Below are 26,994 nucleotides of genomic sequence, written 5' to 3' on the forward strand. Positions count from 1 at the left end.
CGGGCCCTATGCCGGGCGGGGCCTCTGATTCCGGGCAATCCGGCCCGGGGCGGTGCGGGGCGCTTTGATGCCCCAATGGCGGTCCCGCCGGATGCGGGAGCGGCCCTTGTTCCTTCCGTCGCCCCCGCGAAGACGGGGGCCGCGATCGGCCTTGACGGTCGCTGAAGGCTTGCAGCGATCCCCCGCCGCGGGGAATACGCCATATGTAAACGGCCCCCGTTACCGGGGGCCGAACGATTGCGTCACTTACGCAGACCCAGCTTCGCGATCAGTGCCGAATAGCGGGCCTCGTCCTTCTTCTTCAGATAGTCGAGGAGGCTGCGGCGCTTGTTGACCATCATCAACAGGCCGCGGCGGCTGTGGTTGTCCTTGTGGTGCGCCTTGAAATGCTCGGTCAGCGCGTTGATGCGGTCGGTCAGGATCGCGACCTGGACTTCCGGCGAACCGGTATCGCCCTTTGCACGGGCATTGTCCTTGATGACTTCGGCTTTGCGCTCGGCGGTAATCGACATGGTTTCTTCCTCGAACATCGTGTCTTACAGATTAAAGCCTCGCACGACCTTCAGCCTTCCCGCCAAAGCCTCGATCAAGGCAACGGGCCGGTTTTCGGCGTCGCGTCCCCAATAGAGCCCGTCGTGCGTGCTAACCCCGGTCCAGACGCGACCCTGACGGATCGCCCCTGCCGCTTCCGGGGAAAGGTCAAGAGCCGGGATGTCGACCAGCCCTGCCTCGAGCGGCAGAATAATTTCTGATTGCGCGGCCCCTTGGCCGAAAGCGCGCAATTTGTCCAGCGAAATCGCCTGTTCAAGCGTGAAAGGCCCGGCTTTGGTGCGGCGGAGCATCGTGACATGGCCGACGCTGCCGACGGCGCGCGCGATGTCGCGGGCAAGGCTGCGGATATAAGTGCCCTTGGAAACATGGGCCGTGAGGGTGATTTCATCCACGCCCTGCCATTCCTGGGACGGCAGCGAGACTTGCGAGCCTGCCCGCTTGGTCGCAGCGGGTGCGGGCCATCCGCCTGGCGCAAGGCCGACGGCTCCCGCTCCAGCCGCTCTCCCAAAAGCGAGGGTCTGGAGCGAATAAACCGTTACGCCCCGTGCTTTCATCTCGACCGCCTCGCCCTTGCGCGCCCGATCATATGCCCGCTGCCCGTCGATCCTGATCGCCGAAAAGGCGGGCGGCACTTGTTCGATCGGCCCGGTGAAGCGCGGCAGCACCGCCTCGATTTCCGCGAGTGTCGGCCGCACCTCGCTTATCGCCACAACTTCGCCTTCGGCATCGAGTCCTGCGGTCTCCGTCCCGAACCGCACCGTAAAATCATAGACTTTGCTCGCATCGAGCATCCGCCCGCACAGCTTCGTCGCCTCACCCAGCGCGATCGGCAATACCCCCGAAGCGAGCGGATCGAGCGTCCCGCCATGGCCAACCTTGACTTTGCCCAGCCCCGCCTCGCGGCACACGCGCTTGACCGCGCCGACCGCCTGCGTCGAGCCGAGCCCCAGGGGTTTGTCGAGGATGATCCAGCCGTTCACGGGCGCGCGCTAGGCGCGCCGGGCGGCGCTTGTCAATTTGCCGCGGGCTTTTCGCCCATGATGTCCTTCGACTTGTCGCGCTTCGACGGCGGCGGCGCGGAGGTCACGAAGGAGGAGAGCGGGCAGCGCTCGCCGCGCACGATGATCGCCGAAAAACGGTCGAGCCGCGCCGCGCCGCGCGTTTCGACGCCGATCGCATGGGCGAAGTCGATGTCGCGGCAATATCCCGCAAAGGTGCCATAATACCAATCGCCGCGGCGGTCCTGAATCCAGACGCCGCGCTCGCCATCGGCGCGCCAGTTGCGGATCGAGCTGTCGTTCGGAAAGACGATGCCCGATTCGACGCCGAGCGCGCGCGGTTGCGTGGCGGGCTCGTCGGCCGCCGCGACCGAAAGGGGAAGGAGCGCAGCGGCCAGGGAGAGTGCGAGTATCTTCATGGCGACTCGCCTAGCAGGAGCAGGCTGAACGGATGCTGACATCGCCGCGACGGCGCCCCACCCCGACACCTCATCCCGGCCCTCGCGAGGATGAGGATCAGGATCGAACGGCCCACTCGTCCGCCAATATCGACCACAGTCCGGTATCGCGCACATGCCCGGTCCAGGTGATGCGCTCGGCGCGCAGAACGCCTTCCTTGGTGCAGCCGAGCTTGGCGACCGCCGCCTGCGACCGCCCGTTCCGTTCGTCGATGCGGAACTCGACGCGGCGGATGCCGACCGCGAACGCATGATCGAGCATCAGCCGCTTGACCCGGCCGTTGAGCCCCGTGCCGCGCACCGCGGGATGAATATAGCTGTTGCCCAGTTCGATCGTCTGCGCCGACACATCGGGACGCAGCCACGCGGTCATGCCGACCAGCGTTTCGCCGTCGAAAATGGCATAGGGCATCCGGCTTTCATGCCCGACGAGCGCGGTGAAGCTCGCGTCGAAATGCTCGGTGTCAAAGCTCGACGAATAAATTGGCCAGATGTCGGCGTCGGCGGCGCAGGCAATGCGCAGCGCTTCGCGATGCGCCTCGGCAAGCCTGACGAGCCGAAGGTCGCCGTCGGCAAGCTCGACATAAAGCCGGTCAAGCATCGGCCGCCGCCTCGCGCCGCTTTTGCATGAAATGCCGCCGGCACATCGCGATATAGCGGTCGTTGCCGCCGATTTCGGTCTGCGCGCCTTCGACCACCGCGCGGCCGCCTTCATCGACGCGCAGGTTCATCGTCGCCTTGCGCCCGCATTCGCACACGGCTTTGAGTTCGACGAGCGCATCGGCAAGGCCGAGCAGCGCCGCCGAGCCCGGAAACAGGTTCGCGGCGAAATCGGTTCGCAGCCCATAGCAGAGCACCGGGATATTCGCTTCGTCGGCAAGCCGTGCCAGCTGCAATACCTGCTCACGCGACAGGAATTGCGCTTCGTCGACGAGCACGCAGGCCAGCGGACGCCCGGCATTCTCCGCCGTCACCGCGGCCCACAGGTCGGTCTCGGGATCGAACTTGCGCGCCTCGGCCATCAAGCCGATCCGGCTCGCCACCCGTCCCGCGCCGTAACGGTCGTCGAGCGCCGCGGTCCACAGCATTGTTTCCATGCCGCGCTCGCGATAGTTGAAATCCGCCTGCAACAGCGTAGTCGATTTGCCTGCGTTCATGCTGGCATAATAAAAGTAGAGCTTGGCCATGGCCCGGCTATAGTCGGCGCCACGCGAACGACAAGCCGATCGAAAAGGGATTGAGGATGACCGACAGCACCGCCGCCGCCACGCCACCGCAAAAGGGCGTGCTGGGATGGATCGAACGGGTCGGCAACCGCCTGCCCGATCCCGTCGTGCTGTTTCTGTGGCTCGTCGGCATGCTTGTCGTCATTTCGGCGATCGCGTCGGCGGCGGGCTGGTCGGCGCTGCACCCGACCGAGGTGGATCCCGAAACCGGGCGGCAGAAAGTCATTGCTGCAACCAGCCTGCTCAGCGCCGACAATATCGCAAGGCTGTGGGTCGAAATGCCCGCGACCTTCACCCATTTCCATCCGCTCGGCTATGTGCTCGTCGTCATGCTCGGCGCGGGCGTGGCCGAGCGCAGCGGCCTGTTCGGCACGGCGATGCGCGCAAGCGTGCGCGGCGCGCCGACATGGATGCTCACCCCGCTTGTCGCTTTTGTCGCGATGATGGGCAATCTTGCCGCCGATGCCGCCTATGTCGTGCTGATCCCGCTTGCGGCGGTGATCTATCACGCCGCCGGGCGCCATCCCGTCGCGGGGATCGCCGCGGCCTTTGCAGGCGTGTCGGGCGGCTTTTCGGCCAACTTGCTGCCGGGCCAGCTCGATGCCTTGCTGTTCGGCATTACCGAGGCGGCGGTCGAAACGGTGTTCGGCGACTGGCAGGCGAATATCGCGGGCAACTGGTATTTCATCGCGGCGATGCTCATCATTTTCCTGCCGGTCATCTGGTACGTCACCGACCGTATCATCGAGCCGCGCCTTGGCACCTATGTCCCCGCCGGTCTCGCGGCAAAGGGCGACATCGGCGAACAGGACCGTCCGCTGAACGACGGCGAGCGCAAGGGGCTGCGCCATGCCGGGCTTGCGATCCTCCTGGTCGTCGGGCTGTGGCTGCTCTTCACGCTCGGCCCCGGCACGCCATTGATCGCCGAGGACGGGCCGCCCGAGGGGCGCTTCACCCCCTTCTACCAGTCGCTGGTCGCGGGCTTTTTCCTGCTCTTCCTGCTCGCCGGCTGGGCCTATGGCCGCGCCACCGGGGTCGTCGGCAACCACCGCGACCTTGTGAAGATGATGAGCGAATCGATGGGCGACATGGCCTATTATCTCGTCCTCGCCTTTGCCGCGGCGCATTTCGTCGCGATGTTCGCCTGGTCGAACCTGGGGCTGATTCTCGCCGTCCATGGCGCCGACGGGCTGAAGGCGATGGACCTGCCCGCGCCCGTGCTGCTCGCCGCCATCGTGTTGCTGACCGCGGCGCTCAATCTGTTCGTCGGGTCGGCAAGCGCCAAGTGGGCGCTGCTCGCCCCCGTCCTCGTGCCCATGCTGATGCTGCTTGGCATCAGCGCCGAAATGACGACCGCAGCCTATCGCGTCGGCGACGGGGCGACCAACATCATCACCCCGCTGATGGTCTATTTCCCGCTGATCCTGATTTTCTGCCAGCGCTGGCAACCGAGCTTCGGGCTGGGCAGCCTCGCCGCGACGATGCTGCCCTATTCGATCGGGCTGCTCGTTACCGGAATGGCGCTGGTGATCGGCTGGGTCGCGCTCGACCTCCCCCTCGGGCCGGGCGCGAGCGTTCATATTGCGGTGCCGACCGCCACGCCCTGACCGGGCGGCTCCTGCGGCCTCACTCCGCGCCGGGCATCGCGCGGAACCGCGCGGGCTGCGGCATCAGGTCGGCGAGCGTGTGGCGGTCGAGGTGCGCGCGGATATGGCCCAGCCTTTGCAGCCGCTGCGCGACCTTGGCCCGATGGTTGCGCCAAATCCCATTGCGGCTGGCGATCTCATCCACCGGCATCCGCTTGCCGGTCGCCGCCAGCGCGACCAGTATCCGCAGCGCATAATCGCTGTGCCGTTGCACGCCGTGCCCGCGGGCTTTGCCGTTCCGGGCCTGACCTTGACTCGTCCGCCTCCCCTGCCATGCTGCGCGGACAAGACGCAGCATAGGGGAGAGCTGCCATGCGGTTGATGCCGGTGACCGATGCGATGTTCCTGTGGGGGGAAAGTCGCGAGATGCCGATGCACATCGGCGGCATCAACCTCTATACGCTGCCCGACGGGGTCGACGAGACCGAGTGGCTTAATGACCAGCTTGCTCTCCTCCGCCAGTCGGAAGGCCTCAGGCGGCCGTTCAGCGAAGTGCTGAAGCTCACCCCCTTCGGCCAGTACGGCCCGATCCGACTTGTCCCCGACCGCGACATCGACATGCACTATCATGTCCGCGCCGCGGCGCTGCCCAAGCCGGGGCGCTATCGCGAAATGTTCGAGCTCGCCTCGCGGCTCCATTCGAGCCTCCTCGACCGCACGCGGCCGCTGTGGGAAATCACGCTCATTTCGGGCCTGCCAAACCGCCAGATCGCGACCTTCAAGAAAATCCACCACGCGCTGATGGATGGCGCGGCGAGCATTCATTTCTACAACTCGATGTTCTCGCCCGACCCCGACGAGCGCCGCACCGCCTCGCCGCTGTCGGTCGAAGCCTATGAGGCCTATAAGCGCAAGTTCCCCGCCCCCAAAAAGCCGCCGCGCCCCGACCTTACCGACATCAAGGCGATCGGCAATTTCCTTAAAGAACAATGGGGCAACAGCGTCGGTGTCACCAGGGCGCTGAACCAATATCTTGCGGCCATGTTCGGTATCGGCGGCAACGGGCTGGTCACGCCCTTTTCCGGGGTGCCGCGCACCAGCTTCAACCGCAATATCACGGGCGCCCGCCGCTTCGTCGCGCAAAGCTGGTCGCTGGAACGCGTGCGCGCGATGGGCAAGGCCTATGACGGCACGATCAACGACGCGGTGCTCGGCATGTGTGCGGGCGCGATGCGCAAATATCTCCAGTCGCTGAACGAATTGCCCGACAAGCCCCTGAAAGCGATGGCGCCGGTGTCGATCCGGCCCAAGGACGACGTCGATTCGGGCAATTCGGTCGCATCCGTCACCGCGAACCTTGCGACGCACATCGACGATCCGGCAAGCCGCATGGCGGCGATCCAGGAATCGATGAACTCGGCGAAGGCGCAGCTGCGCGCGATGACCGCGCAGCAGATCCAGCTCTACACCGCGATCACCAGCTTCCCGATGATGCTCACCGCGCTCACCCGCACCGCCGACAGGTTTCCGGCCTATTCGGCGACCATCTCCAATGTCCCCGGCCCGCGCGAGCAGATGTACTGGAACGGCGCGCGCCTCGACGGCATGTATCCCGCGAGCATCCCTGTCGACGGCATGGCGATGAACATCACGCAGGTGTCGAACTTCAAAAACATCGATTTCGGCATCACCGCCTGTCGCCGCAGCGTGCCCCATGCACAGCGGATGATCGACTATCTGGAGGATGCTCTGGTCGAACTCGAAACGGCAGCGGGAATCAAGAAGCCGAAATAAACCGCCGATCCGCGTCAGAAATCGACCTGCGTTCGCAGTCCGAAACTGTCCGCGGTATAATCGCGGTCCCCCGTCGCCGTCGCGACGCGTGCATCGTCGATCCACAATTTGCCATAGTTGGCGGTGATGCGGATATAGTCGATCGGCGCCCAGACAAGCCCGATCAACGCCGCCTGCTGGCGTCCGCCCACGATTCCGCCGTCGTTGAGATCGAGATGATCGTAGCGGGCGTTAAGCTCGAACGCGCCGATGCCGCCGGCCGTGATCGGCTTCGAAGGCTTCAGCCGATCGAAACCGCCGTCCTTATATCCGCGGCGGTCGCCCGGCGTCAGCACCATCCCGACCTCGGCATAACCGCCAAAGAAGGTCGGATCGGCCGAGCCGGTGCGGTTGACGCGGTGCCAATAGGCTTCGCCCGCGGCGTGGAACGGCCCCGCGATCACCGCGCCCTCCAGCCCGACGCCGCGCTCGCTCGCCACATCGATCAGTCCGGTATCGACCAGCCGAACGTCGGTCGTGTGAACGAAGGGCCGCGCGCGATAGCGGCCGAGCGCCGCCGGGTCATTGGGGTCGCGCCAGTGGCCCGACGCGGCAAGGTGCAGCTGGGCATCGGCGAGCTTTGGCATCCACACGACGCGACCGTCGAGGCTGACCGCATTGTTGCTGTCGTCGAGCAGATCTTCGGCATTGTCGCCGAACACCCCCGCCTGAAGCAGCAGGTCGCCGCGCTTATACTGCGCCGACAGGCCGACGCGCCGCTCGAAACCAAAGGCCTGCGCAAAGGCTGCACGCTCCAGGAAGCTGGTGAAGAGGTCGCTCGTCATCTCGTCGAGCGACCAGAAGGGTTTGATCTGTCCTGCCGTGATCGACAGCGGACCGGTGCCATAGGTCAGGTAAACGTCGGTGAGCTCGACCGAGCTGTTCGCGACATCAGCCTCGACGCGATAGGCGAAACCGCCGGGAATCTTTCCATCGACGCCCAGATAGATGCGGCGGAACTCGGTTTTAAGGCCGCCCCGCACGCCGGTCGCACCCACCGGCGTGTCGACTGCGGCCAGATCAAGCTGCATCCGCCCGCGCGGCTTGAAGCTCCAGCCGTCGGCGGTCCCGATCTCAGGCGCGCCCTTCCAGGCAATCGCGCTCGCGGGCTTGGCGGTGACCGAAGGCACCGCGGGCGTCGGCGCGGGCGCCGTTGTCGGCACTGGCTGCACGGTCGCGGCGTCGAGCCGCGATTCGAGCGTCGCGACCTGCGCCTTCAATGCCGCCAGCTCGGCGCGAAGCGCGGCAGCTTCCTCAGCCGTCATCGCCTGCGCCCGTGCCGCCGTCGGCAGGCAGAAGATCGAGGTCGCCAGCAGGGCGGCGGTCAGCGAATAGCGCATGGAAGGGAAAGCTCCGTGACGAAAAGGTTACAAACTGGCGACGCCGTTATGGCGTATAAGTGACCGTTACACGTCATTTACATGACATTTTTGTTGCATCGCCATTTTTCCTGCCCCCTTGCCAGCGAGGCGCGAGCGGCTAAGGACGTTCCAGTTTTTTCGGGCAACCTTTCACGCGAAGGGCCTTTTGCGGGAGACCATCATGACGATCAATTTTGACGGCCGCGTTGCCATTGTCACTGGCGCGGGCGGCGGCCTTGGCCGCGCCTATGCGCTCGAACTCGCGCGACGCGGCGCCAAGGTCGTCGTCAACGACCTGGGCGGCGCGCGCGATGGCACCGGCCATTCGGACGCGGCGCTCAAAGTCGTCGAGGAAATCCGCGCCGCTGGCGGCACCGCCATGCCCGACGGCGGCAGCGTGACCGAATATGAACAGATGGTCGAAATGGTGGCCAGGGCGAAAGAGGAATGGGGCGGCGTCCACATCCTCATCAACAATGCCGGTATCCTGCGCGACAAAAGCTTCGCCAAGATGGACCCCGCCGATTTCGACCTGGTGGTCAAGGTCCATTTGCTCGGCAGCGCCTATGTCACCAAGGCATGCTGGGACCTGATGCGCGACCAGGCCTATGGCCGCATCCTGATGACCGCATCGTCGACCGGCCTTTACGGCAATTTCGGCCAGGCCAATTATGGCGCGGCGAAGCTGGGCCTCGCCGGTCTCACCAAGACGCTGCACCTCGAAGGCGCAAAATATAATATCCGCTGCAACACCATCGCACCGGTTGCGGGCACGCGGATGACCGAGGATATTTTCCCCGCCGAGCTGTTCGAGAAGTTCACACCGGAAAATGTCGTTCCGGCCGCGCTCTATCTGGTCAGCGAAGACGCCCCGACCAACATGATCGTCGGCGCGGGCGCGGGCGCCTATCACGCCGCCTATGTCACCATGACCCCCGGCGTCGCGCTGCCCGAAAGCGAGCGCACCCCCGAAGGCGTCGCGGCCGCGTGGGACAAGATCATCGACCGCACCGGCGACACCGTCCCGCAATCGGGCAGCGAACAGTCGATGAATGTGATGAAGGCCCTGATGGCGCTGGGGTGATCGTCGGATGATCCTCCCTGTGGCCAAGCCGTGGGGATTGCGATTCTGACGACGTCCGGTTTCCAAACTCGTCATTGCGAGCGAAGCGCAGCAATCCAGAGCGGTTTCGCTGCTCTGGATTGCCGCGTCGCTTCGATCCTCGCAACGTCGATTCCGATTGGCGTCATGGCCGAGGATGGCGCCATACCGTGTTGACACAGCAATACAGTTCTGGAATAGTCGCCGCGGGGCAAGGGGATCAGTCTGGGAAGGACGACCCCGATGTATAGTGAAAGCGACCTGCAAGCTGCGGTCGATGCAAAGATATTGACGCCGGAGGCCGCAGCAGCCTTTCGGGGTCATGTCGCATCGCTGCGCGCCGCCCCCGGAGCGGATGAAGAATCCTTCCGCCTCATCACGGGCTTCAACGATATTTTCGTCAGCATCGCGGCGGTGATCCTGCTCGTCGCGGTGGCGTGGATCGGCGAATCGATTCACAGCGCATTGGCGGGCGCGTTCGTCGCCAGCTCGGCCTGGCTCCTGGCGGAATATTTCACGCGTCGTCGCCGCATGGCGCTGCCCAGCATCATCCTTGTCCTTGCTTTCGCCGGCGGTGTCTTTGCGACAATGGCGGGTTTCCTCGTCGAACATGGCGAGGCCATTTTCGGGAGCAGTCCGGGCGAAACCGTCGGCGCACTGCTCGTCGGAACGATCGCCGCGGTGACCGCGGGCGCGACCTGGCTGCACTGGAAGCGCTTCATGGTGCCGATCACCGTCGCGGCGGGCACGGCTGCCCTCGCCGCGACCGCGATCGCGCTGATCCTGTCGCTGACCGGGGTTCCCGATCATAATCCGACGCTGGTGATGGCGCTGGTTCTCGTCGCGGGACTCGGCGTCTTCGCGCTCGCCATGTGGTGGGACAAGAGCGACCGCGCGCGCCAGACACGGCGCAGCGACGTCGCCTTCTGGCTCCACCTGCTCGCCGCGCCAATGATCGCGCATCCGATCTTTCACCTGCTCGGCGTGACCCAAGGCGACAATATCGGCAGCGGCGCCGCGGTGATGGTCGTTGCCATCTATGTGCTGTTCGGGCTGATCGCGCTCGCGATCGACCGCCGCGCGCTGCTCGTCTCGGCGCTCGCCTATGTGCTGTTCGCGCTGACGCAGCTGTTCAACCAGTTCGGCGCGGTCGAACTCAACGTCGCGCTCACCGCCTTCGTGATCGGCTCGGCGCTGTTGCTGCTGTCGGCCTTCTGGCAGAATGCGCGCCGCGCCGTCGTCGCCCTGTTGCCCGCGAATGTGGCGGGGCAATTGCCCGCCGCCGCCTAAACCGCCGCTGCCGCGCGCCGGACGAGCGCGCGCAGCCAGATCGATGCCGGATCGGCCTCGGCTGTCACGGGCGTGAACAGCCATTGCCGGTCCGGCGACGGGGCCAGCGGCAAGTCCAGCGCCGCCACGCCCAGCGCCGCGCCTGGCCCGGCGCAGAAACGCGACGGCAGCACCGCAACCAGATTGCTGCTCGCGACCAGGTGCAGCGCCTGAAGATAATGCGGCACCGCCACGGCGATATTGCGTTCCACCCCCACGGCGCGCCACCAGCGGTCGACCGGATCATGCGGCATCGCGGCAGTGGCGACGGCGACGTGTGGCAGGGCGGCAATCTCCGCCAGCCCCATCGCGGCAATCGCCGCGGCGCGATCGGCGCGAACCGCCAGCCGGTCGTCATCCTCGAACAGCGGCTCCATCCGCATGGAAGGATAGAGATGCGGCTCGCAGCTGATCGCAAAATCGATCTCGGCCGCCGCGCCGGGCATGGCGCCGAACGCCCAGGGGACGATCTCGATGCGGCACGATGGCGCTTCGTCCAGCAGCAACGCCGCGAACCGCGGCAGGATCGTCGCCGCTATCACATCGGGCATGGCGCCGCGAAAGACCTGCCGCGCCGACGCCGGGTCGAACGCTTCGGCGCGATAGAGCGCCGCCGTCTTCGCAAGCAGCGCGCGCAGCGGATCGAGCAGCGCGACCGCGCGCGGCGTGGCCGCCATGCCGCCGCCGGTGCGAACGAGCAGCGGATCGCCGAAATCGCGGCGAAGGCGCCCGAGCGCGCGGCTGACCGCCGGCTGCGACAATCCGACGCGCTGTGCCGCCGCCGACACCCCGCGCGTTTCGAGCAACGCGAGCAATATGCGCAGCAGATTGAGGTCACAGCGATCCAAATCCGTTTCACGCATAGCCGATATCCACCATATTCATTTTTGTTATGGTCTAGCCGCGGGCATGATCGGCGTCGAAAGGATAATTCGATGACGGCACAGGCCAACAAAGAGACTATCCGCCGCATCTATGCCGCGCTCGAAACCGGCGACCGGGCGCCCTTTGGGGCGGCAGTCCACCCCGATTATGTCTGGCGGCTTACCGGCCATGCCAGCTGGTCGCGCCGCTTCGAAGGACAGGAAGCGGTGCGCCGCAACCTGTTCGCGCCGTTGTTCGGGCTGTTCGCGACGACCTATACAGCGCGCGCGATCAACCTGATCGCCGAAGGCGACACCGTCGTCGCCGAGGTCCGCGGCGATGTGATGACGAAGCGCGGCGAGCGATATAATAATGAATATTGCTTCCTGTTTCGCTTTTCGGGCGGCAAGATTGTCGAGATCGTCGAATATGGCGACACCGCCCTGGAAGAACGCGTGCTCGGAAATTACGACGCCGTCCTCGCCGCACACCGCGGCGCCGATGACTGACGGTCAGTCGCCGACCAGTTTCAACAGTTTGCGTTCGACGGGCGCGAGAATGTTGGACAGTTCGTCCCCGCGTTTCAAAATCGCCCCGCCTTCGGAGACCAGAGCCCACATGCCCTGGCGGTTCCGCAGCGCGGGACGTTTTTCGATGCGATATTCGGGGCGCTCGGCAGCGCGGCGAAAGGCGGAAAAGATCGCGGCGTCGCGGTGGAAATCCATCGCATAGTCGCGCCAGTGCCCCGCCGCCACCATCCGGCCGTAAAGATCGAGGATGCGCATGAGTTCGGGGCGTTCGAAACCGGTCTGGAGCGGCGCCGTCCGGCCATGGAACGGCAGGGGCGTGACCGTTCCCATCAGGCGCTTTTCCGGCTCCCTCTGCGCCGCGGCGCCTCTTCGACTTCGGTGCCGCTTGCCGCGTCGCGTTCGGCGATCAGCGCCGCGAGCTGCTTCTGCATCTGTTCGAGCTGGCACTGCAACAGCTCGACCTTTTGTGTCGCGGGGTCGAAGGTTTCGCTGCACGGCGTGCCGTATGGCACGAACTCGCGCGCATATTCGGTTGCGTCCAGCAAGGTCGAACGCGCCGGGATGCCCACCATCACCGCACCTTCAGGCACATCCCTGGTCACCACGGCATTGGCTCCGACGCGCGCGCGCGCATTGACCGTGATCGGCCCCAATATCTGTGCGCCCGATCCGACGATGACGTCGTCGGCAAGCGTCGGATGGCGCTTGCCGCCGATGCCGTTCGCCGGGTCCGTGCCGCCGAGCGTCACCCCCTGATAGATCGAGACATTGTCGCCAATCTCCGCCGTCTCGCCGATGACGACGCCGAAACCATGGTCGATGAACAGATGCCGGCCGATCGTCGCACCCGGATGGATGTCGATCGCAGTCAGGAAGCGCGACAGATGGTTGACGAAGCGGGCGAGGAAGAACAGCCGCGCCTCGAACAGCCAGTGCGCGATGCGGTGCATCCCGACGGCGAGCAGACCCGGATAGAGCAGGATTTCCCAGCGCGAACGCGGCGCGGGGTCGCGCGCCTTGATCGAATCGAGATAGGCGATCAGCCCGTTGAACATAAACTGTCCCCTGCGACCCTATTTCTGTACCGCGCAAGATAGATGGTCGCAGGCGCCATTTCCACCCCCGGCGGCATTTATTCGATCAACGGCCGAACAACCCGATACGCAAAAGCAGCACTCCCTCGCTTCTGAGGTGCCGTTCGCCATCGCGCGCCGCAATCGCCGCGGCCCAACGATCAAGCATCAGCAGCGCGCGGTTTCCGCCGAAAACAGCGCGCGCTGGCACGTCGGCGTATTTGGCCTCGGCCAGAAGCCGGCGCGCCGCATCATCCGCCCCGACGACGCCCGCGCCCCACAGCAGCCCCCAGCGCCTGCCCGCCGCGTTACCGCCGCCCGACAGGACGAACAGCTGCATCCCGAAATCTTCGGACGCCGCGCACCGATCGGCGTCGCTGTCAGCGAGCAGCATAGCTTCGGCCGCATCGACCAGCGCATCGAGCCCGCCCTGCCCGCTCCAGCTCGCCTGCAATTCGGCGAGCAGCGGCTCACCCTTCGGCAGCGCCGCGGGATCGCTTGCGAGCATCGTCATCATGTCGCGCCACCACGCAAGCTTGATCTGTCCGATCAGCGGTTCGCGCGCTTCGACCAGCAATTTCGTCAGACGCGCGGCCAATCCCCACAGCGCCGCCATGGCCGCGCGCCGCGATTGCGGCACCGCGACCATGACGCGCGGATCGCGCATGTCGGGACAGGCGCCGGGTTCAGCCGTTGCCCCCGCAAGGGCGGGGGTCGCTGTCGGTTTACTCGGCATGGAAGGGCAAGGCCGATGACGGCCCCCGCCTTCGCGGGGGCGACAAGCTAACGATGGAGAACCGCCTTCACCGCCTTCACCACGCGTGGCGTGTCGATCAGGGCGGCCTTTTCAAGATTATTGGCATAGGGCAACGGCACGTCCTCGTTGCACACGCGCATCACGGGCGCGTCGAGATCGTCGAAACCCTGTTCCATCGCGACCATCGCGAGCTCGCTGGCGATCGAGCAGACCGGCCAGCCTTCCTCGACGACGACGAGGCGGTTCGTCTTCTTGAGGCTCGCCAGCACCGTCGCGGTGTCGAGCGGACGCAAGGTGCGCAAATCGATCACCTCGGCGTCGATGCCCTCGCCCGCGAGCTGGTCGGCGGCTTCAAGCGCCAGCCCGACGCCGATCGAATAGCTGACGATCGTAACGTCGCTGCCTTCGCGCATGATCCGCGCCTTGCCGATCGGCAGGACGAAATCCTCGACATCGGGAACCTCGAAGCTGCGACCATAAAGCAGCTCGTTTTCAAGGAATACGACGGGGTCTTCGGTGCGGATCGCGGCCTTCAACAGACCCTTGGCGTCGGCGGCGTCATAAGGCGCGATGACGATCAGGCCGGGGACGCTGGCATACCAGGGCGCATAATTCTGGCTGTGCTGCGCGCCGACACGCGCCGCGGCGCCGTTGGGCCCGCGGAACACGATCGGACAGCGCATCTGCCCGCCCGACATATAGTTGGTCTTGGCCGCCGAGTTGATGATGTGGTCGATCGCCTGCATCGCGAAGTTGAACGTCATGAACTCGATGATCGGCTTGAGGCCGCCCATCGCCGCGCCCGCGCCGAGCCCGGCAAAGCCATATTCGGTGATCGGCGTGTCGATGACGCGGCGCGCGCCGAATTCGTCGAGCAGTCCTTGGGTGACCTTGTAGGCGCCCTGATATTCGGCGACTTCCTCGCCCATCACAAAGACGCGGTCGTCGGCGCGCATCTCCTCGGCCATCGCGTCGCGCAGCGCTTCGCGGACGGTGAGCCTGACCATCGCGGTCCCTTCGGGAATCGCAGGGTCAGAGGCGCGTTCGGTCGCGACGGGCCTGTCCGCAGCGGGAGCGGGCGCAGTCTCATCCATCGCCGCCGAGGAAGGCGTCGGGAGTCCGGCGCCTCCCGTCGCGGCCGCTGACGTGGGCGCGCTGTTGCTTGCGCCCCCCGCCTGCGCGGGGGCGACGTCTTGCTCTTCCCCCTCACCCGCGATCGTCGCGATCACCGTGCCGACCTTCACATTGTCGGTGCCTTCGGCAACCAGAATCCGGGTGATCGTGCCTTCGTCGACCGCTTCAAACTCCATCGTCGCCTTGTCGGTTTCGATTTCGGCCAGAATGTCGCCCGACTTCACCGCGTCGCCTTCCTTGACGAGCCACTTGGCGAGCGTGCCTTCTTCCATCGTCGGCGAAAGCGCCGGCATCTTCAGTTCGATGGCCATCTCAATACTGCTCCACCAGCACGTCGGTATAAAGTTCGGACAGGTCGGGTTCGGGCGCGCTTTCGGCAAAGTCGGCCGATTCGGCGACGATTGCACGAATCTCCCTGTCGATATCCTTGATCCGGTCGTCACCGATCCCGGCGTCGGTCATCAGCTTCTTGAGATGCTCGATCGCGTCCGACTTGTCGCGGACCGCCTGCACTTCCTCGCGGCTGCGATATTTGGCGGGGTCGGACATCGAATGGCCGCGATAGCGATAGGTCTTCAATTCCATCAGCACGGGCCCCTTGCCCGCCCGCACCCATTCGAGCGCCGCTTCGGCCGCGCCGCGCACCGCCAGCACGTCCATGCCGTCGACCTGCATCCCCGGAATGCGAAAGCTTTCGCCGCGGCGATAGAGCTGGTCCTCGGCCGACGCGCGGTTGACCGACGTGCCCATCGCATATTGATTATTCTCGATCACGAAAATGATCGGCAGCTTCCACAGCTCGGCCATGTTGAAGCTCTCGTAAACCTGTCCCTGGTTCGCGGCCCCGTCGCCGAAATAGGCCATCGCCACGCCGCCGTCGCCGCGATATTTGTGCGCAAAGGCAAGCCCGGTGCCGAGCGACACCTGCGCCCCGACGATGCCGTGGCCGCCGTAAAACTTGTGCTCGACGCTGAACATGTGCATCGAGCCGCCCTTGCCCTTTGAAATGCCTGCGGCGCGGCCGGTCAGTTCGGCCATGATGACCTTGGGGTCGATGCCGTAAGCAAGCATGTGACCATGGTCGCGGTATCCGGTGATGACGCTGTCCCTGTCGCCGTCGAGCGCGGACTGAAGCCCCACCGCGACCGCTTCCTGTCCGATATAGAGGTGGCAGAAACCGCCGATCAGGCCCAATCCGTAAAGCTGCCCCGCCTTTTCTTCAAAACGCCGGATGAGCAGCATGTCGCGATAGAATTTCTCAAGCTCCTCCGGTGTCGCCTCATAGGGGACGGGGTCGCGCGGTTGCTCGCGATTGGACGATGGAGCGGGGGTGGAGGCGACTTTTTTTGGCGCGGCAGTCTTACGCGCGGGTGCTTTGGCCAAGGCGGATTTCCTTTGCGATTAGCCGTTACGGCAAGGCCCCCTATAGGAGCGGCGCAGCGGGTTTGGCAACGCCCGCTTGGCAACGCGCCCGCTTCCGTTACGTATGCAGCATCTGGCGCAAAACAGGCCCGTCATCGCGAACGCGGCGCGCGAGTTTATACGCGGCGCCTGCAAGGCAGCCGAAGGGCTGATGATGACGACGGGAGCCGTTACTTCGCCTCGGGCTCCATCGGAATGATCACCTCGTCAGGGTGATAGGCACCGAGCTTCGAGCGCACATATTCCTCGGCGAGATCGGGATCGACGCGCCGCCGGTCGAGCAGGTTGACGCGGTTCTGAAGCTCGCGCTCTTTCTTGGTCAGCTCGCTCAAGACGACACGTTTCTTTTCGACCGACTGGCTGTATTCGCCCCAGGCGTAAAGCCCCGTCGGGCCGAAAATCGCATAGCCCAGCATCGCCAGCACCGCGATCACGGCGAGCGCCGGCCCGGTCGCCCGGCTCATCGATTTGCGGAACTTGTGGCGCTGCATCATCGCCGCCCTTGAATCACAGGTGATTCACGGCGTCAAGGCGCCAGCGCGCACTTGCCCCCTCGCGTTGCGATCAGCCGAAAATCGCCATGCCCGGATAGCGCGCCATGTCGCCCAGCTCTTCCTCGATACGGATCAACTGGTTGTATTTCGCCAGCCGGTCCGAACGTGCAAGACTGCCCGTCTTGATCTGGCCGCAGTTGGTCGCGACCGCAAGATCGGCGATCGTCGAATCCTCGGTCTCGCCCGAACGGTGCGACATGACGGCGCTGTAGCGGGCGCGGTGCGCCATATCGACCGCGTCAAGCGTTTCCGACAGCGTGCCGATCTGGTTGACCTTGACGAGCAGCGAATTGGCCAGGCCGTCCCTGATCCCCCGTTCGAGACGCGCGGGATTGGTGACGAACAGATCGTCGCCGACGAGCTGGCACTTGTCGCCGATCAGGTCGGTAAGCGCCTTCCAGCCCGTGAAATCATCTTCGCTCATGCCGTCCTCGATCGACAAGATCGGATAATCCCGGACAAGCGCAGCGAGATAGTCCGCCATCTGTTCGGGACTCAGCGAAAGCCCCTCGCCGCTGATTTCATACTTCCCGTTCTTGAAGAACTCCGTCGCCGCGCAATCCAGCGCGAGCACGACATCGGTGCCGAGCTTGAAGCCGGCCTGATCGACCGACGCGGCGATGAAGTCGAGCGCGGCGCGCGTCGAGGCGAGGTTCGGCGCAAAGCCGCCCTCGTCGCCGACCGCGGTGGCAAGGCCTTTGGCCGACAGGCCCTTCTTCAGCGTGTGGAAAATCTCGCTGCCCCAGCGCACCGCTTCGGCGATGCTGCCCGCGCCGACGGGCATGATCATGAACTCCTGCACGTCGATCGGATTGTCGGCATGTTCGCCGCCGTTGATGATGTTCATCATCGGCACCGGCAAGGTGCGCGCCGACACGCCGCCGACATAGCGATAAAGCGGCAGCCCGCGTGCATCGGCCGCGGCCTTGGCGGCGGCCAGGCTGACGCCGAGGATCGCGTTGGCGCCGAGGCGGCTCTTGTTCGCGGTGCCGTCGAGGTCGATCATCGCCATGTCGATTTCGCGCTGGTCCTCGGCATCGAGGCCGATCAGCGCCTCGGCAATCTCGCCATTCACCGCCGCGACTGCCCTGGTCACGCCCTTGCCCAGATAGCGCACCTTGTCGCCGTCGCGCAATTCGACCGCCTCGTGCGCGCCAGTCGAGGCGCCCGACGGCACAGCGGCGCGGCCGAAGCTGCCATCCTCCAGCAACACGTCGACTTCGACGGTTGGATTGCCGCGGCTATCGAGGATTTCGCGGCCATGGATGTCGATGATGGCGGTCATGGATAATGTCCCTGCTGGCGGCCGCAGCGGCCGGATGGATAAGGCGCCCGCCTGTTATCGGCGGCTGCGCGCCGACGCAATATGCATAGGATTTTTGCGCGGCTATGGAACCAAAAGGCGCCGCTTGCTATATACAGGACAGGATCAAAAGGATGCCCGCCCGCGCGGCGCCCGACACGACAGAAGAGGACAAGATGATGGCAAAAGCCGCTACGCCCGCGACCAAGAAAGCCGCCGCGCCCCGCCCCAAGGCCCCGGCGAAGGCCGCAGCCACCAAGGCGGCGCCTGCTCGCAAGCCCGCGTCGACAAAGACCGCCAAGGAGCATCCGATCCGCGATCAGCTGGCGGTGACGCGCGACACGATCAAGTCCGAAGCGTCAAAGAAGGCGGCGTCGCTGAAGCAGGAAGCCGCAGCGCTCAAGAAACAGGCCACCGCATCGGCGCGCGATGCCGCGATCAAGGGCAAGGACAAGGCCGCCGAAGCGGTGGGCAGCCTTGCCAAGCTGCTCGAAGACAGCGCGGGCACTGTCGATGCCAAGTTCGGCAAGCAGTATGGCGACTATGCGCGCTCGGCCGCCTCGACCGTCGCCGGCCTCGCCTCGACGCTCGACAAGAAGGATCTCGACGAACTTGCAGCTTCGACGCGCGACATGGTCAAGAAGAATCCCGCGATCGCGGTTGGCGCCGCGACCGTGATCGGCTTCGTGCTCGCCCGTATGCTCAAGGGCGGTTCGAACGATTGATCGGGCCTTGGCATCCTCCGACTCCAACACCCCCGCATCCGCCGGCCAGAACTTTGACGGCGTAAGCCACGGCTATGCGCCCGATGGTCGCCGGGCGACCAGCGAACCCGTGCCGCTCGATAAGATCGTCGGCGACGTCGTCGAAAATCTGTCGGCGACGGCAAAGGCCGAACTGGCGCTGATCGAGGCGCGGGGCGAACTGGCACTGCACGGCGCGACGTGGAGCGCCGCGTGGGGCGCCGTCGCCGCTTGCGCGCTCGGCGTCGCGATGCTCGCGCTCGCGTTCGGCGCGATCCTTGTGCTCGCACCGCACACGGGGCCTTTGCTCGCGACGATCATCGTCGTCGCGGTGCTGCTGGCGATCGCGGCGCTCGCCGGTTGGCGTGCGCGGCGGGCGTATGACGATATTCGCACCGCATTGCGGCGCGACCTGGTGAATGAAGGGGCGGACGATTGATGCCGCGCACGCGCAACCGCCTGATCGCCGCCGCGCGCCGCTCGATGCTCCAGCGCGCCGAGCTCTATCGGCGGCTCGATGTCGCCAAGGCGGCGCTGCACCCGGCGGCGCTGCTCGACCGCGGCAAATATCGCGTGCGGGCCAAGGTCGACGATGCCGCGCACGCGGTTCGGCAGGAGTTTCGCGACAATCGCTGGCCGATTGCCATCGCCGCTGCAGCGGGCATCGCCTGGCTGCTGCGCGAACCGATCAGGGAGCATGCGCCCAGACTGGCGCGCAAGGTGCAGGATATGGCGGCGGGCGTCGCCGATCATTTTCGTGCCGACACGGCCGACGAAGATGACACCGGACAAGTGGAGGAAGATGATGAAGCCGTTCAGTGAAACCGCGCGCGAAACACGTGCGAAAGCGAGTGAGCTTGCGGAAAAAACCGCCGAGAACGCTCGCCTGACCGCCGAGGCGGCAAAGGCGCGCATCCAGGAAGGCTATGGCCGCGCCCGCGCCGCGACCGAAGAGATCGCGGCGCGGGCCAGCGAACAGGCGGGCGCCGCGCGCGAAGCGGCAAGCGAGGCCTATGCCAAAGGCAAGGTGCAGGCGAAGCGCGCGAACAGCAAGCTCAAGGAGGTTGCCGAAAAGCAGCCGCTGGCGCTGGTGGCCGGCGCGGTCGCCGTTGGCGCGCTCATCGGCTCGCTGCTGCCCAAGGGACGATCGGGCGAGGAATGAGCCCGCTTGCGGGACAGGAAAAGCGCTGGTAGGGGGCGCCGCTTCTCCCCCAACCAGCGGTTATCCGCAAGGAAAGCAGCCATGAGCAAATTGCACCTCGTGTTCGGCGGCCGGGTCAGCGATCCGCAGGGCCTCGACTTCATCGACCTCAACAATCTCGATGTCGTCGGCCTCTATCCCGATTATAAATCGGCGGAAAAGGCGTGGCGCAGCGCCGCGCAGCGCACCGTCGACGATGCCGAAATGAAATATGTCGTCGTCCACCTGCACAAGCTGTTGCAGCCCGACGCCGAGTAGCGCGGCGGGATCAAAACACTCCCTTTGCCCTGAGCTTGTCGAAGGGCGGTTCTTTCTTTCAGGCGTCGCAAAAGCAAGAACGATGCTTCGACAGGCTCAGCACGAACGGAGTTGATGAATCCGCGTCAACGGAAATTGTCGGCGTAGGCCTGGATCTTCAGCTTGCGCGCGGGCGTCGGCATCACCTCGGCCTCGATCCCATATTTTTCGGCGTAGGCGACCGCGTCTTCGCGGCTCTTAAAGCTCAGCCGCAGCTGGCGCTGCGTGTCGCCGCTGCCCGCCCAGCCCATCAGCGGGTCAGCCTTGCGCGCCTCGGCGGGGGCAAACTCCAGCATCCAGCGATCGGTGCCCGCACGCCCCGACTGCATCGCATTTTTGGGCTTCTGGTAGATTCGCGCTTTCATGATCTCGTCCTCGGGTGGAGTCTTTGGCGCGCCTTAACGCCGCATAGGCCGCAGGAAAAGAGGAAAGCCCGTCACCTCCGCGAAGGCGGGCGCGGCGATTATTGCGCATCGCGCCGCGCCTGCGCCGCCTTGGTCATCAGCGTCGGTCGCGCGTCGGCGGGGTCGTCGGGCCAGCTGTGCTTCGGATATCGGCCGCGCATCTCGCGCGCGACATCGTGCCAGCTGCCCGCCCAGAAAGAGGCGAGATCGCGTGTCGTCTGAATTGGCCGGTTAGCAGGCGAGGTCAGCGCGAGGATGAGCGGCACCGGCGGATCGCCGACGGTCGGATGGCGCGACTGGCCGAACATTTCCTGTACCCGCACGCTGACCGTCGGGCCGCCGTCGGCGCCATAGTCGATCGGATGCCGACTGCCCGCCGGGGTTACATAGTCGGCAGGCGCGCATGTTTCGAGCCGCTGTCGCGTCGGCCAGTCGAGCAGAGTCATCAGCGCATCGGCGAGCCTGCGGTCGCCGATGTCGCGCAGCCCGCGGCAACCGGCAAGCAAGGGTTCGAGCCAGATTTCGAGCCTGTCGCGCAGCGCATCGGCCGACAGCGCGTCCAGTCCCGCAAAGGACGCACGCTGGCGCAGCGCCTGCGCCGCCGGACCCCAGCCGATCAGCCCCAGCCCCTTGTCGCGCACCGCCGCCATGCGCACACCTATGTCGCTTTCCGCATGATCGTCGCGCGGCGCATGCCCGATCGTCAGCGTGATCGCGCCAAGCCGCCGCTCGCGGCGATGATCGACGCGGTCGCGCGCGCTGTCATAGCGGCTCGTTGAATGGGACAGGATGCGGTCCGCGAACAAGGTTTCGACCTCGGCCGCTTCGATCGGCGCCGCGGCAAGGATACGCACACCGGCGGCATGGCCCTGCGCGTCGGCAATGGCCAGCCATTCATGGTTGCTCAGCGGGTCGACCGGATCGATGCGAAAGGCGCGTCCGCCGACGCTCAGATAATCGCCACGCTGCCCGGCGCGCCGACGCGCGACGCGGTCGGGCCATGCGGTCGCGATCCAGCCACCGATCGAGCGCGGCGCGATTTCGCCTGCGTCCCCCGCCAGCCTCTCGGCAATAGCCGACAGCCGCCGTGCAAGGCGAAACGCCCCTTCGGACCGCCCGTCGCGCTGCCCGCGCCAGCGCGCCAGCCGCGCCTCGACATCGGCGCCGCGCCCGCCAAGGCCCGGTTCGGTAAGCAGCACCGCAAGGCGCCCCGCCAGCGCCCCCTCCCCCGCGCGCGCCGCGTCAAACAGCATGTGCGCGAGCGGCACCGGCAGCGGGATCGCAGCGAGCGCCTTGCCATGCGCCGTGATCCGCCCGTCGTCGCCCAGCGCGCCGATCGCTTGCAGCCGCGTTTTCGCTTCGGCGACCGCCGCGGGCGACGGCGGATCGAGCCAACCCAGCTGGCGCGGGTCGATGATGCCCCAGCTCGCGCAGTCGAGCACGACGGGCATCAGGTCGCTTTCATGGATTTCGGGCGGATCGAAGGGCGGCATCCCCGTGGTCGCCGCGGCTTCCCACAGACGATAGGCGACCCCCGGCCCCTGCCGCGCCGCGCGCCCCGCGCGCTGCGTCGCCGACGCCTGGCTTTCGCGTTCGGTAACGAGGCGCGATATACCCGCCGCCTTGTCGAAGCGCGGGCGGCGCGACAGGCCCGCGTCGATGACGATGCGCACGCCGTCGATCGTCAGGCTGGTTTCGGCGATGCTCGTCGCAAGGATCAGCTTGCGCCGCCCGTCGGGGTCGCGGACGAGCGCCCTGCGCTGGAGCGCGGGGTCGATCTGGCCGTGAAGGCGGTGGACGGCGAGCGGCAGGCGTGCCTCCTCCACCGCATTCGCCGCGCGCTCGATGTCGGCGGCGCCCGGCAGGAAGGCGAGCATGTCGCCGTCCGCCTCGTCCGCCATCGCCTGCCGCACCGCGGCGAGCACCGACAACTCCAGCCGATCCTCGACGCGGCGGCCGATGTGGCGGAGTTCGAGCGGGAAAATCTTGCCCTCGCTCCTGATCACCGGCGCGTCGCCGAGCAGCGCGGCGAAACGCGCGCCGTCGAGCGTCGCCGACATGGCGACCAGACGCAGATCGTCGCGCAGCCCCTGTTGCGCGTCGATCGCCAATGCCAGCGCAAAATCGCCGTCGAGGCTGCGTTCGTGCACCTCGTCGAACAGCACGGCCGACACGCCCGACAGTTCGGGGTCGGCAAGGATGCGGTTGCGGAACAGCCCCGGCGTCATCACCAGCAGGCGCGTCGCCGCCGACTGCTTGCTGTCGAGCCGCGTCGCATAACCGACCGTGCCGCCCACCGCCTCGCCCATCTCCTCGGACATGCGTTCGGCCGCGCCGCGCGCCGCAAGTCGGCGCGGCGAGAGCAGCCACACCGCGCCCTTGCACCAGGGCTGACCCAGCATTGCCGGCGCGACGCGCGTCGTCTTGCCCGCACCCGGCGGCGCCACGACGACGGCATTGGGTTTCAGCGTCAGCGCCGCCATGATGTCGGGCAGCACCGCGTCGATCGGCAGCGGGGCGTTACTCATGCGCGCGCCGCGGGATTGCCCAGTTCGATGTTGAGCCGACAGGCCTCGGCGGCAAGGCGCCCGACCTGTTCGGCGGTAAGCTCGGTGGCCTCGGTCATCACCAGATTGCCGAGTTCATATTTGCCGCTCGCCTTGATCCGGGGATCGAGCGCGCGCAGCCTTTTGCCGCGCCAGAAGCCAAGCAGCACGCGCTGTTCCTCGGCGCGGATCAGGATGCACGGTCCATTGGCCATGAACACCAGATTGGTCCATTTGATCGTCTCGTCGAACGGCGCCGCCCCCATGATCGCGGCGCGCATCATCGTGCAACGCGCACGCTGCCAGCCGGACAGCGCAGCGATATAGGCATCGGGCGTTTCCGCCGCCGGGCCCATCATCGGCATTCCGTCACGTCCCCTTGATCCTTCTTCGTGCCTTTGCGCCTTTGCGTGAGATTTTTCCGATGTCACGCAAAGGCGCGAAGGCAAAAAAGAAGAAAAATGGATAGCCGCTGCCGGGGAAACGGCCAAGTGTCAGTAAGCGCGCGCGACCGCGAAGGCGACCGCTTCGGTCAGCGCCGTTTTCGCCTGGCTGGCGCGAAAACCCCCGATTGCATCGACTGCGCGCTGGCCATAGTGGCGCGCGCGCGCCAGCGTGTCGGCGATGGCGTCATGCTTGCGCAGCAGGCCGGTGGCGTGGGCCAGATATTCGTCTGACGTCTTGTGCCCGGTGATCGCCTGCTTCCAGAAGTCGCGCTCCTCCGCCGACCCGCGCGCATAGGCGAGGATGACGGGCAATGTAACCTTGCCGTCGCGGAAATCGTCGCCGACGCCTTTACCCATTGTCTGAGCGTCGGAGACATAGTCGATGGCGTCGTCGACGAGCTGGAAGGCGATGCCAAGGTTGCGACCATAAGCGTCGAGCGCGGCCTCGGTCGCCTCATCGCGTTCGGCGACGACCGCGGCGATCCTGCACGCGGCGGCGAACAGTTCGGCGGTCTTGGCGTTGATGATCGCGAGATACTGGTCCTCGCTCGTTTCGATGCGGCGCTGCGCGGACAACTGGCTGACCTCGCCCTCGGCAATCACCGCCGAGGCGCGGCTGAGTATCTTCAGCACCTTCAGCGAACCGTCCTCGACCATCACTTCGAAGGCGCGGCTGAACAGGAAGTCGCCGACGAGCACCGAAGCGCTGTTGCCCCAGATAACGTTCGCGGTCTTGCGCCCGCGGCGCAGGTCCGATTTGTCGACGACATCGTCGTGGAGCAAGGTCGCGGTGTGGATGAACTCGACCGCCGCCGCCAGCTTGCAATGGCGCCGGCCGGGATAATCGAGCAGCTTGCCGCAGGCGAGCGTCAGCATCGGCCGCATCCGCTTGCCGCCGCCCGCGATCAGATGCCCCGCCAGTTCCGGGATCAACGGCACTTCGGACTGCATCCGGTCGAGGATGACGGCATTCACCTCGTTCATATCGGCGGCGACGAGCGCCATCATCGGGTCGAGCGAGGGCGGCGCAGCCCCGTGAAGCTGGTGGATTTCGGCAGTCATAGCGCCGCGACCCTTGGCGGCGCGACCGCAATTTTGCAACGACTTTCGGCTTGCCACCGCCCCCCCGCCGGTGCCAAGCCTGCCCCGCAACACAGGAGCCCCGCGCATGGACGACCAGCTGAGCCGTTACCGCCAGAGCATCGACAATATCGACGCAGCGCTCGTCTATATGCTCGCCGAACGCTTCAAGGTGACCAAGGCGGTCGGCGAGCTGAAGGCGCGCCAGGGCCTGCCCCCCGCCGACCCCGGCCGCGAGGAGCGGCAGATCGAACGGCTGCGCGCGCTCGCGCGCGACGCCGATCTCGATCCCGAGTTCAGCGAGAAGTTCCTGCGCTTTATCATCGACGAAGTGATCCGCCACCACCGGCAGGCGAAACGCGAGCAGGGCGCATGAGCATGGACCATCCCATCTTCGCGCGCTGGCCCGCCCGATATCCCGACCGGCTCCAGCTATTCTCCGCGCCGACGCCCAATGGCGTGAAAGTCGGCATCATGCTCGAAGAAACGGGCCTGTCCTACGAACCGCACCGCATCGACATCATGGCGAACGAAAGCCATGACCCGGCCTTTCTCGCACTCAACCCCAATGGCAAGATTCCGGCGATCCATGACCCGCAGGGGCCGGGCGGCAAACCGCTCGCACTGTTCGAATCGGGCGCGATCCTGATCTATCTCGCCGACAAGTGCGGGCAGTTTCTTTCGCCCGATCCGGCCACGCGCTACGAAACGATTCAGTGGGTCATGTGGCAGATGGGCGGCGTCGGGCCGATGTTCGGCCAGCTCGGCTTTTTCCATAAGTTCGGCGGGCGGGAGTATGCGGACAAGCGGCCGCGCGACCGCTACGCCGCCGAATCGGCGCGGCTGCTCGGCGTGCTCGACGACCGGCTCGCGGCGCGGCGCTGGATGATGGGCGACGATTACAGCATCGCCGACATCTCGCTGCTCGGCTGGGTGCGCAACCTGATCGGCTTTTACGGCGCCGCCGACATCGTCGGCTTTGATCGTTTCGCGCACGTCCGGCGCTGGCTGGACGCCGGACTGGCGCGGCCGGGCGTGCAGCGCGGGCTGGAGGTTACGGCGGATTAAAGGCGGGTCCGGCATGGCTTTACTCTCCACCCGCATTCCGGCGAAGGCCGGGATGACAAGGCAAGGAGAGCGCGTCACCCGCGCCCCATGCCGCCGCTCCTACCGGGCGAACACCCGCCTCAACCAGTCATCGACGAAACCCGTCGGCGCATAGGCAGGATCGCCGAGGCGACGGTTGATCTCCGCATGGCCTTTCAATCCCTCGCCGGGAAAGCTGCCATGCTCGACGCGGCTGCCGCCCTGTTCGAGCGCGTCGCCAAGCGCTTTTGCCTGCCGCACCCCGTCGGCGCGCTGGACATAGAGCAGCAGGAATTGCCGCGCATTGGGCGCGGCCGCGTGCTGCGTCGGTGACAGCGCCTTCTGCCGCAAGGGGTCGGTGCCGAACGCCTGGGCATAGGTTTGCTGCATGATCGGCGGGCCGTCCTGCATCTGCGCCGCGACGTCATAGGCAGCACCGTCGATCGGGATCACCCCGGCGATGTCGGCGAACGACAGCCCGGCGCCCCGCAAATATCGCGGGTCGGTGCCGACGAGCGCCACCAGATGCGCGCCCGCGCTGTGCCCCATCAGCACGATGCGCCGCCGGTCGATGCCAAGGCTGCCCGCCCGGTCGATCAGCGCCCTGACCGCACTCGCGACATCGGCGGCCTGCTGCTCGACCGTCGCGGTGGGAACAAGGCGATAGTTGATCGAGGCAAAGACATAGCCCTGTCCCGGATAATGCACGGCCTTGAAACGCCCGGTCGCATTGTCCTTGTCGCCGCGTTTCCACCCGCCGCCATGGACAAAGACGATCAGCGGCGCCGGTCCCGCCGCGCCTTTCGCACGCCAGACGTCGAGCGCCTGGAGCGGGTCGCGGCCATAGGATATCGTCTCGTGGCCCGGCACTTTCGCCGCATTGTCCGCGCCCAACCGCTCGGCTATCCGGTCGCGCAGCCGCTCGCGCATGGTCTCGCGCGCGCCGGCAAAGGGGGCGGGCACCAGCACGCTCGCCGCGGCGCAGGCCGCCACCATCACAACGCCCGCGCAAATCCGTCTCTTCATCGCCGCTTCTCCTGTGCCGCGCCCCTGCAACCGCCAAGCCCCGTCCCGCATCGCCGTCATTTCGTGCCGACCGGAGATGGGAC

The 26,994-nt window shown here is 66.1% G+C and carries 32 protein-coding genes; 12 read left to right on the forward strand and 20 right to left on the reverse strand.

Annotated elements, in window-relative coordinates:
- Window positions 1–242: 242 nt before the first annotated feature.
- The 5 genes from rpsO to HUW43_RS07540 all read right to left on the reverse strand — a co-directional run bounded on the left by rpsO (window position 243) and on the right by HUW43_RS07540 (window position 3,195).
- On the reverse strand, window positions 243–512 hold the full coding sequence (rpsO, locus tag HUW43_RS07520) for a 30S ribosomal protein S15 (RefSeq protein ID WP_188236863.1): 270 nt from the start codon (window positions 510–512) through the stop codon (window positions 243–245).
- 24 nt (window positions 513–536) lie between these two features.
- Window positions 537–1,532 (reverse strand): tRNA pseudouridine(55) synthase TruB, encoded by a 996-nt coding sequence (gene truB / locus HUW43_RS07525; protein ID WP_188236812.1) that lies wholly within the window; start codon window positions 1,530–1,532, stop codon window positions 537–539.
- Window positions 1,533–1,564: 32 nt separating this feature from the next.
- Window positions 1,565–1,969, reverse strand: coding sequence for a DUF6491 family protein (locus HUW43_RS07530; RefSeq protein ID WP_223181368.1), 405 nt, complete (start codon window positions 1,967–1,969; stop codon window positions 1,565–1,567).
- A 97-nt stretch (window positions 1,970–2,066) separates the two neighbouring features.
- Window positions 2,067–2,609 carry a GNAT family N-acetyltransferase gene (locus HUW43_RS07535; RefSeq protein ID WP_188236813.1) on the reverse strand — a complete coding sequence of 181 codons (543 nt, stop codon included), beginning with the start codon at window positions 2,607–2,609 and terminating at the stop codon, window positions 2,067–2,069.
- The gene (locus HUW43_RS07540; protein ID WP_188236814.1) at window positions 2,602–3,195 is read right to left on the reverse strand and encodes a thymidine kinase; all 594 of its coding nucleotides are present in this window, start codon (window positions 3,193–3,195) and stop codon (window positions 2,602–2,604) included. The genes HUW43_RS07535 and HUW43_RS07540 overlap by 8 nt, the downstream gene beginning before the upstream one ends.
- Window positions 3,196–3,251: 56 nt before the next feature.
- Here HUW43_RS07540 and HUW43_RS07545 point away from each other — a divergent pair, with 56 nt between their 5' ends.
- On the forward strand, window positions 3,252–4,841 hold the full coding sequence (locus HUW43_RS07545) for an AbgT family transporter (RefSeq protein ID WP_188236815.1): 1,590 nt from the start codon (window positions 3,252–3,254) through the stop codon (window positions 4,839–4,841).
- A 19-nt stretch (window positions 4,842–4,860) separates the two neighbouring features.
- On the opposite strand, the gene HUW43_RS07550 is transcribed toward HUW43_RS07545, so the two are convergent.
- On the reverse strand, window positions 4,861–5,094 hold the full coding sequence (locus HUW43_RS07550) for an Rrf2 family transcriptional regulator (protein ID WP_317450841.1): 234 nt from the start codon (window positions 5,092–5,094) through the stop codon (window positions 4,861–4,863).
- Window positions 5,095–5,192: 98 nt separating this feature from the next.
- Between HUW43_RS07550 and HUW43_RS07555 the strand changes: the two genes are divergently transcribed.
- Window positions 5,193–6,614, forward strand: a complete 1,422-nt coding sequence (locus HUW43_RS07555; protein ID WP_188236817.1) for a WS/DGAT/MGAT family O-acyltransferase — start codon at window positions 5,193–5,195, stop codon at window positions 6,612–6,614.
- 14 nt (window positions 6,615–6,628) lie between these two features.
- On the opposite strand, the gene HUW43_RS07560 is transcribed toward HUW43_RS07555, so the two are convergent.
- On the reverse strand, window positions 6,629–7,993 hold the full coding sequence (locus tag HUW43_RS07560) for an OprO/OprP family phosphate-selective porin (protein ID WP_188236818.1): 1,365 nt from the start codon (window positions 7,991–7,993) through the stop codon (window positions 6,629–6,631).
- Window positions 7,994–8,195: 202 nt separating this feature from the next.
- Here HUW43_RS07560 and HUW43_RS07565 point away from each other — a divergent pair, with 202 nt between their 5' ends.
- Both HUW43_RS07565 and HUW43_RS07570 read left to right on the forward strand, forming a co-directional pair.
- A complete protein-coding gene (locus HUW43_RS07565; RefSeq protein WP_188236819.1) occupies window positions 8,196–9,098 on the forward strand; it encodes an SDR family oxidoreductase in 903 nt (300 codons plus the stop codon).
- A 261-nt stretch (window positions 9,099–9,359) separates the two neighbouring features.
- Window positions 9,360–10,406, forward strand: a complete 1,047-nt coding sequence (locus tag HUW43_RS07570) for a hypothetical protein (RefSeq protein ID WP_188236820.1) — start codon at window positions 9,360–9,362, stop codon at window positions 10,404–10,406.
- Here HUW43_RS07570 and HUW43_RS07575 read toward each other — a convergent pair.
- The gene (locus HUW43_RS07575; RefSeq protein WP_188236821.1) at window positions 10,403–11,308 is read right to left on the reverse strand and encodes a LysR family transcriptional regulator; all 906 of its coding nucleotides are present in this window, start codon (window positions 11,306–11,308) and stop codon (window positions 10,403–10,405) included. The two genes, HUW43_RS07570 and HUW43_RS07575, sit on opposite strands and share 4 nt — an antisense overlap.
- 72 nt (window positions 11,309–11,380) lie before the next feature.
- Between HUW43_RS07575 and HUW43_RS07580 the strand changes: the two genes are divergently transcribed.
- Window positions 11,381–11,818 carry a nuclear transport factor 2 family protein gene (locus HUW43_RS07580; RefSeq protein ID WP_188236822.1) on the forward strand — a complete coding sequence of 146 codons (438 nt, stop codon included), beginning with the start codon at window positions 11,381–11,383 and terminating at the stop codon, window positions 11,816–11,818.
- Window positions 11,819–11,821: 3 nt separating this feature from the next.
- Here HUW43_RS07580 and HUW43_RS07585 read toward each other — a convergent pair whose 3' ends face one another.
- From HUW43_RS07585 to eno, 7 genes are all read right to left on the reverse strand, one after another.
- On the reverse strand, window positions 11,822–12,169 hold the full coding sequence (locus HUW43_RS07585; RefSeq protein WP_188236823.1) for a DUF2794 domain-containing protein: 348 nt from the start codon (window positions 12,167–12,169) through the stop codon (window positions 11,822–11,824).
- On the reverse strand, window positions 12,169–12,894 hold the full coding sequence (gene cysE / locus HUW43_RS07590) for a serine O-acetyltransferase (RefSeq protein WP_188236824.1): 726 nt from the start codon (window positions 12,892–12,894) through the stop codon (window positions 12,169–12,171). Before cysE ends, HUW43_RS07585 begins: the two co-directional genes overlap by 1 nt.
- A gap of 85 nt (window positions 12,895–12,979) precedes the next feature.
- Window positions 12,980–13,648, reverse strand: a complete 669-nt coding sequence (locus HUW43_RS07595; RefSeq protein WP_188236825.1) for a hypothetical protein — start codon at window positions 13,646–13,648, stop codon at window positions 12,980–12,982.
- Window positions 13,649–13,695: 47 nt separating this feature from the next.
- Window positions 13,696–15,114 (reverse strand): pyruvate dehydrogenase complex E1 component subunit beta, encoded by a 1,419-nt coding sequence (locus HUW43_RS07600; RefSeq protein ID WP_188236826.1) that lies wholly within the window; start codon window positions 15,112–15,114, stop codon window positions 13,696–13,698.
- A gap of 1 nt (window position 15,115) precedes the next feature.
- Window positions 15,116–16,186 (reverse strand): pyruvate dehydrogenase (acetyl-transferring) E1 component subunit alpha, encoded by a 1,071-nt coding sequence (gene pdhA / locus HUW43_RS07605; RefSeq protein ID WP_188236827.1) that lies wholly within the window; start codon window positions 16,184–16,186, stop codon window positions 15,116–15,118.
- 209 nt (window positions 16,187–16,395) lie between these two features.
- On the reverse strand, window positions 16,396–16,719 hold the full coding sequence (locus tag HUW43_RS07610) for an FtsB family cell division protein (RefSeq protein WP_188236828.1): 324 nt from the start codon (window positions 16,717–16,719) through the stop codon (window positions 16,396–16,398).
- Between the two features lie 70 nt (window positions 16,720–16,789).
- On the reverse strand, window positions 16,790–18,064 hold the full coding sequence (gene eno, locus HUW43_RS07615; RefSeq protein WP_188236829.1) for a phosphopyruvate hydratase: 1,275 nt from the start codon (window positions 18,062–18,064) through the stop codon (window positions 16,790–16,792).
- 152 nt (window positions 18,065–18,216) lie between these two features.
- Here eno and HUW43_RS07620 point away from each other — a divergent pair, with 152 nt between their 5' ends.
- From HUW43_RS07620 to HUW43_RS07640, 5 genes are all read left to right on the forward strand, one after another.
- Window positions 18,217–18,807, forward strand: a complete 591-nt coding sequence (locus HUW43_RS07620) for a hypothetical protein (RefSeq protein ID WP_188236830.1) — start codon at window positions 18,217–18,219, stop codon at window positions 18,805–18,807.
- Window positions 18,808–18,814: 7 nt separating this feature from the next.
- Window positions 18,815–19,264: a phage holin family protein gene (locus HUW43_RS07625; protein ID WP_188236831.1), complete on the forward strand. Its 450-nt coding sequence runs from the start codon at window positions 18,815–18,817 to the stop codon at window positions 19,262–19,264.
- A complete protein-coding gene (locus HUW43_RS07630; protein WP_188236832.1) occupies window positions 19,264–19,647 on the forward strand; it encodes a DUF3618 domain-containing protein in 384 nt (127 codons plus the stop codon). Before HUW43_RS07625 ends, HUW43_RS07630 begins: the two co-directional genes overlap by 1 nt.
- On the forward strand, window positions 19,631–19,987 hold the full coding sequence (locus HUW43_RS07635) for a hypothetical protein (RefSeq protein WP_120219073.1): 357 nt from the start codon (window positions 19,631–19,633) through the stop codon (window positions 19,985–19,987). Before HUW43_RS07630 ends, HUW43_RS07635 begins: the two co-directional genes overlap by 17 nt.
- A gap of 81 nt (window positions 19,988–20,068) precedes the next feature.
- Window positions 20,069–20,284, forward strand: coding sequence for a DUF4170 domain-containing protein (locus HUW43_RS07640; RefSeq protein WP_188236833.1), 216 nt, complete (start codon window positions 20,069–20,071; stop codon window positions 20,282–20,284).
- 125 nt (window positions 20,285–20,409) lie between these two features.
- Here the strand turns inward: HUW43_RS07640 and HUW43_RS07645 are convergent, their stop codons facing one another.
- From HUW43_RS07645 to HUW43_RS07660, 4 genes are all read right to left on the reverse strand, one after another.
- On the reverse strand, window positions 20,410–20,688 hold the full coding sequence (locus HUW43_RS07645; RefSeq protein ID WP_188236834.1) for an ETC complex I subunit: 279 nt from the start codon (window positions 20,686–20,688) through the stop codon (window positions 20,410–20,412).
- 98 nt (window positions 20,689–20,786) lie between these two features.
- Window positions 20,787–23,255, reverse strand: a complete 2,469-nt coding sequence (hrpB, locus tag HUW43_RS07650) for an ATP-dependent helicase HrpB (protein WP_188236835.1) — start codon at window positions 23,253–23,255, stop codon at window positions 20,787–20,789.
- On the reverse strand, window positions 23,252–23,638 hold the full coding sequence (locus HUW43_RS07655; protein ID WP_223181369.1) for a DUF1801 domain-containing protein: 387 nt from the start codon (window positions 23,636–23,638) through the stop codon (window positions 23,252–23,254). The genes hrpB and HUW43_RS07655 overlap by 4 nt, the downstream gene beginning before the upstream one ends.
- Before the next feature lie 129 nt (window positions 23,639–23,767).
- Complete coding sequence (locus HUW43_RS07660; protein WP_188236836.1) at window positions 23,768–24,781, reverse strand: polyprenyl synthetase family protein; 1,014 nt, start codon at window positions 24,779–24,781, stop codon at window positions 23,768–23,770.
- Window positions 24,782–24,887: 106 nt separating this feature from the next.
- Between HUW43_RS07660 and HUW43_RS07665 the strand changes: the two genes are divergently transcribed.
- Both HUW43_RS07665 and HUW43_RS07670 read left to right on the forward strand, forming a co-directional pair.
- A complete protein-coding gene (locus HUW43_RS07665) occupies window positions 24,888–25,175 on the forward strand; it encodes a chorismate mutase (RefSeq protein ID WP_188236837.1) in 288 nt (95 codons plus the stop codon).
- Complete coding sequence (locus tag HUW43_RS07670; RefSeq protein ID WP_188236838.1) at window positions 25,172–25,867, forward strand: glutathione S-transferase N-terminal domain-containing protein; 696 nt, start codon at window positions 25,172–25,174, stop codon at window positions 25,865–25,867. Before HUW43_RS07665 ends, HUW43_RS07670 begins: the two co-directional genes overlap by 4 nt.
- Before the next feature lie 99 nt (window positions 25,868–25,966).
- Here HUW43_RS07670 and HUW43_RS07675 read toward each other — a convergent pair whose 3' ends face one another.
- A complete protein-coding gene (locus HUW43_RS07675; RefSeq protein WP_188236839.1) occupies window positions 25,967–26,911 on the reverse strand; it encodes an alpha/beta hydrolase in 945 nt (314 codons plus the stop codon).
- Window positions 26,912–26,994 lie beyond the last annotated feature (83 nt).

The organism is Sphingopyxis sp. LK2115 (assembly GCF_014595975.1).
Lineage (GTDB): Bacteria > Pseudomonadota > Alphaproteobacteria > Sphingomonadales > Sphingomonadaceae > Sphingopyxis.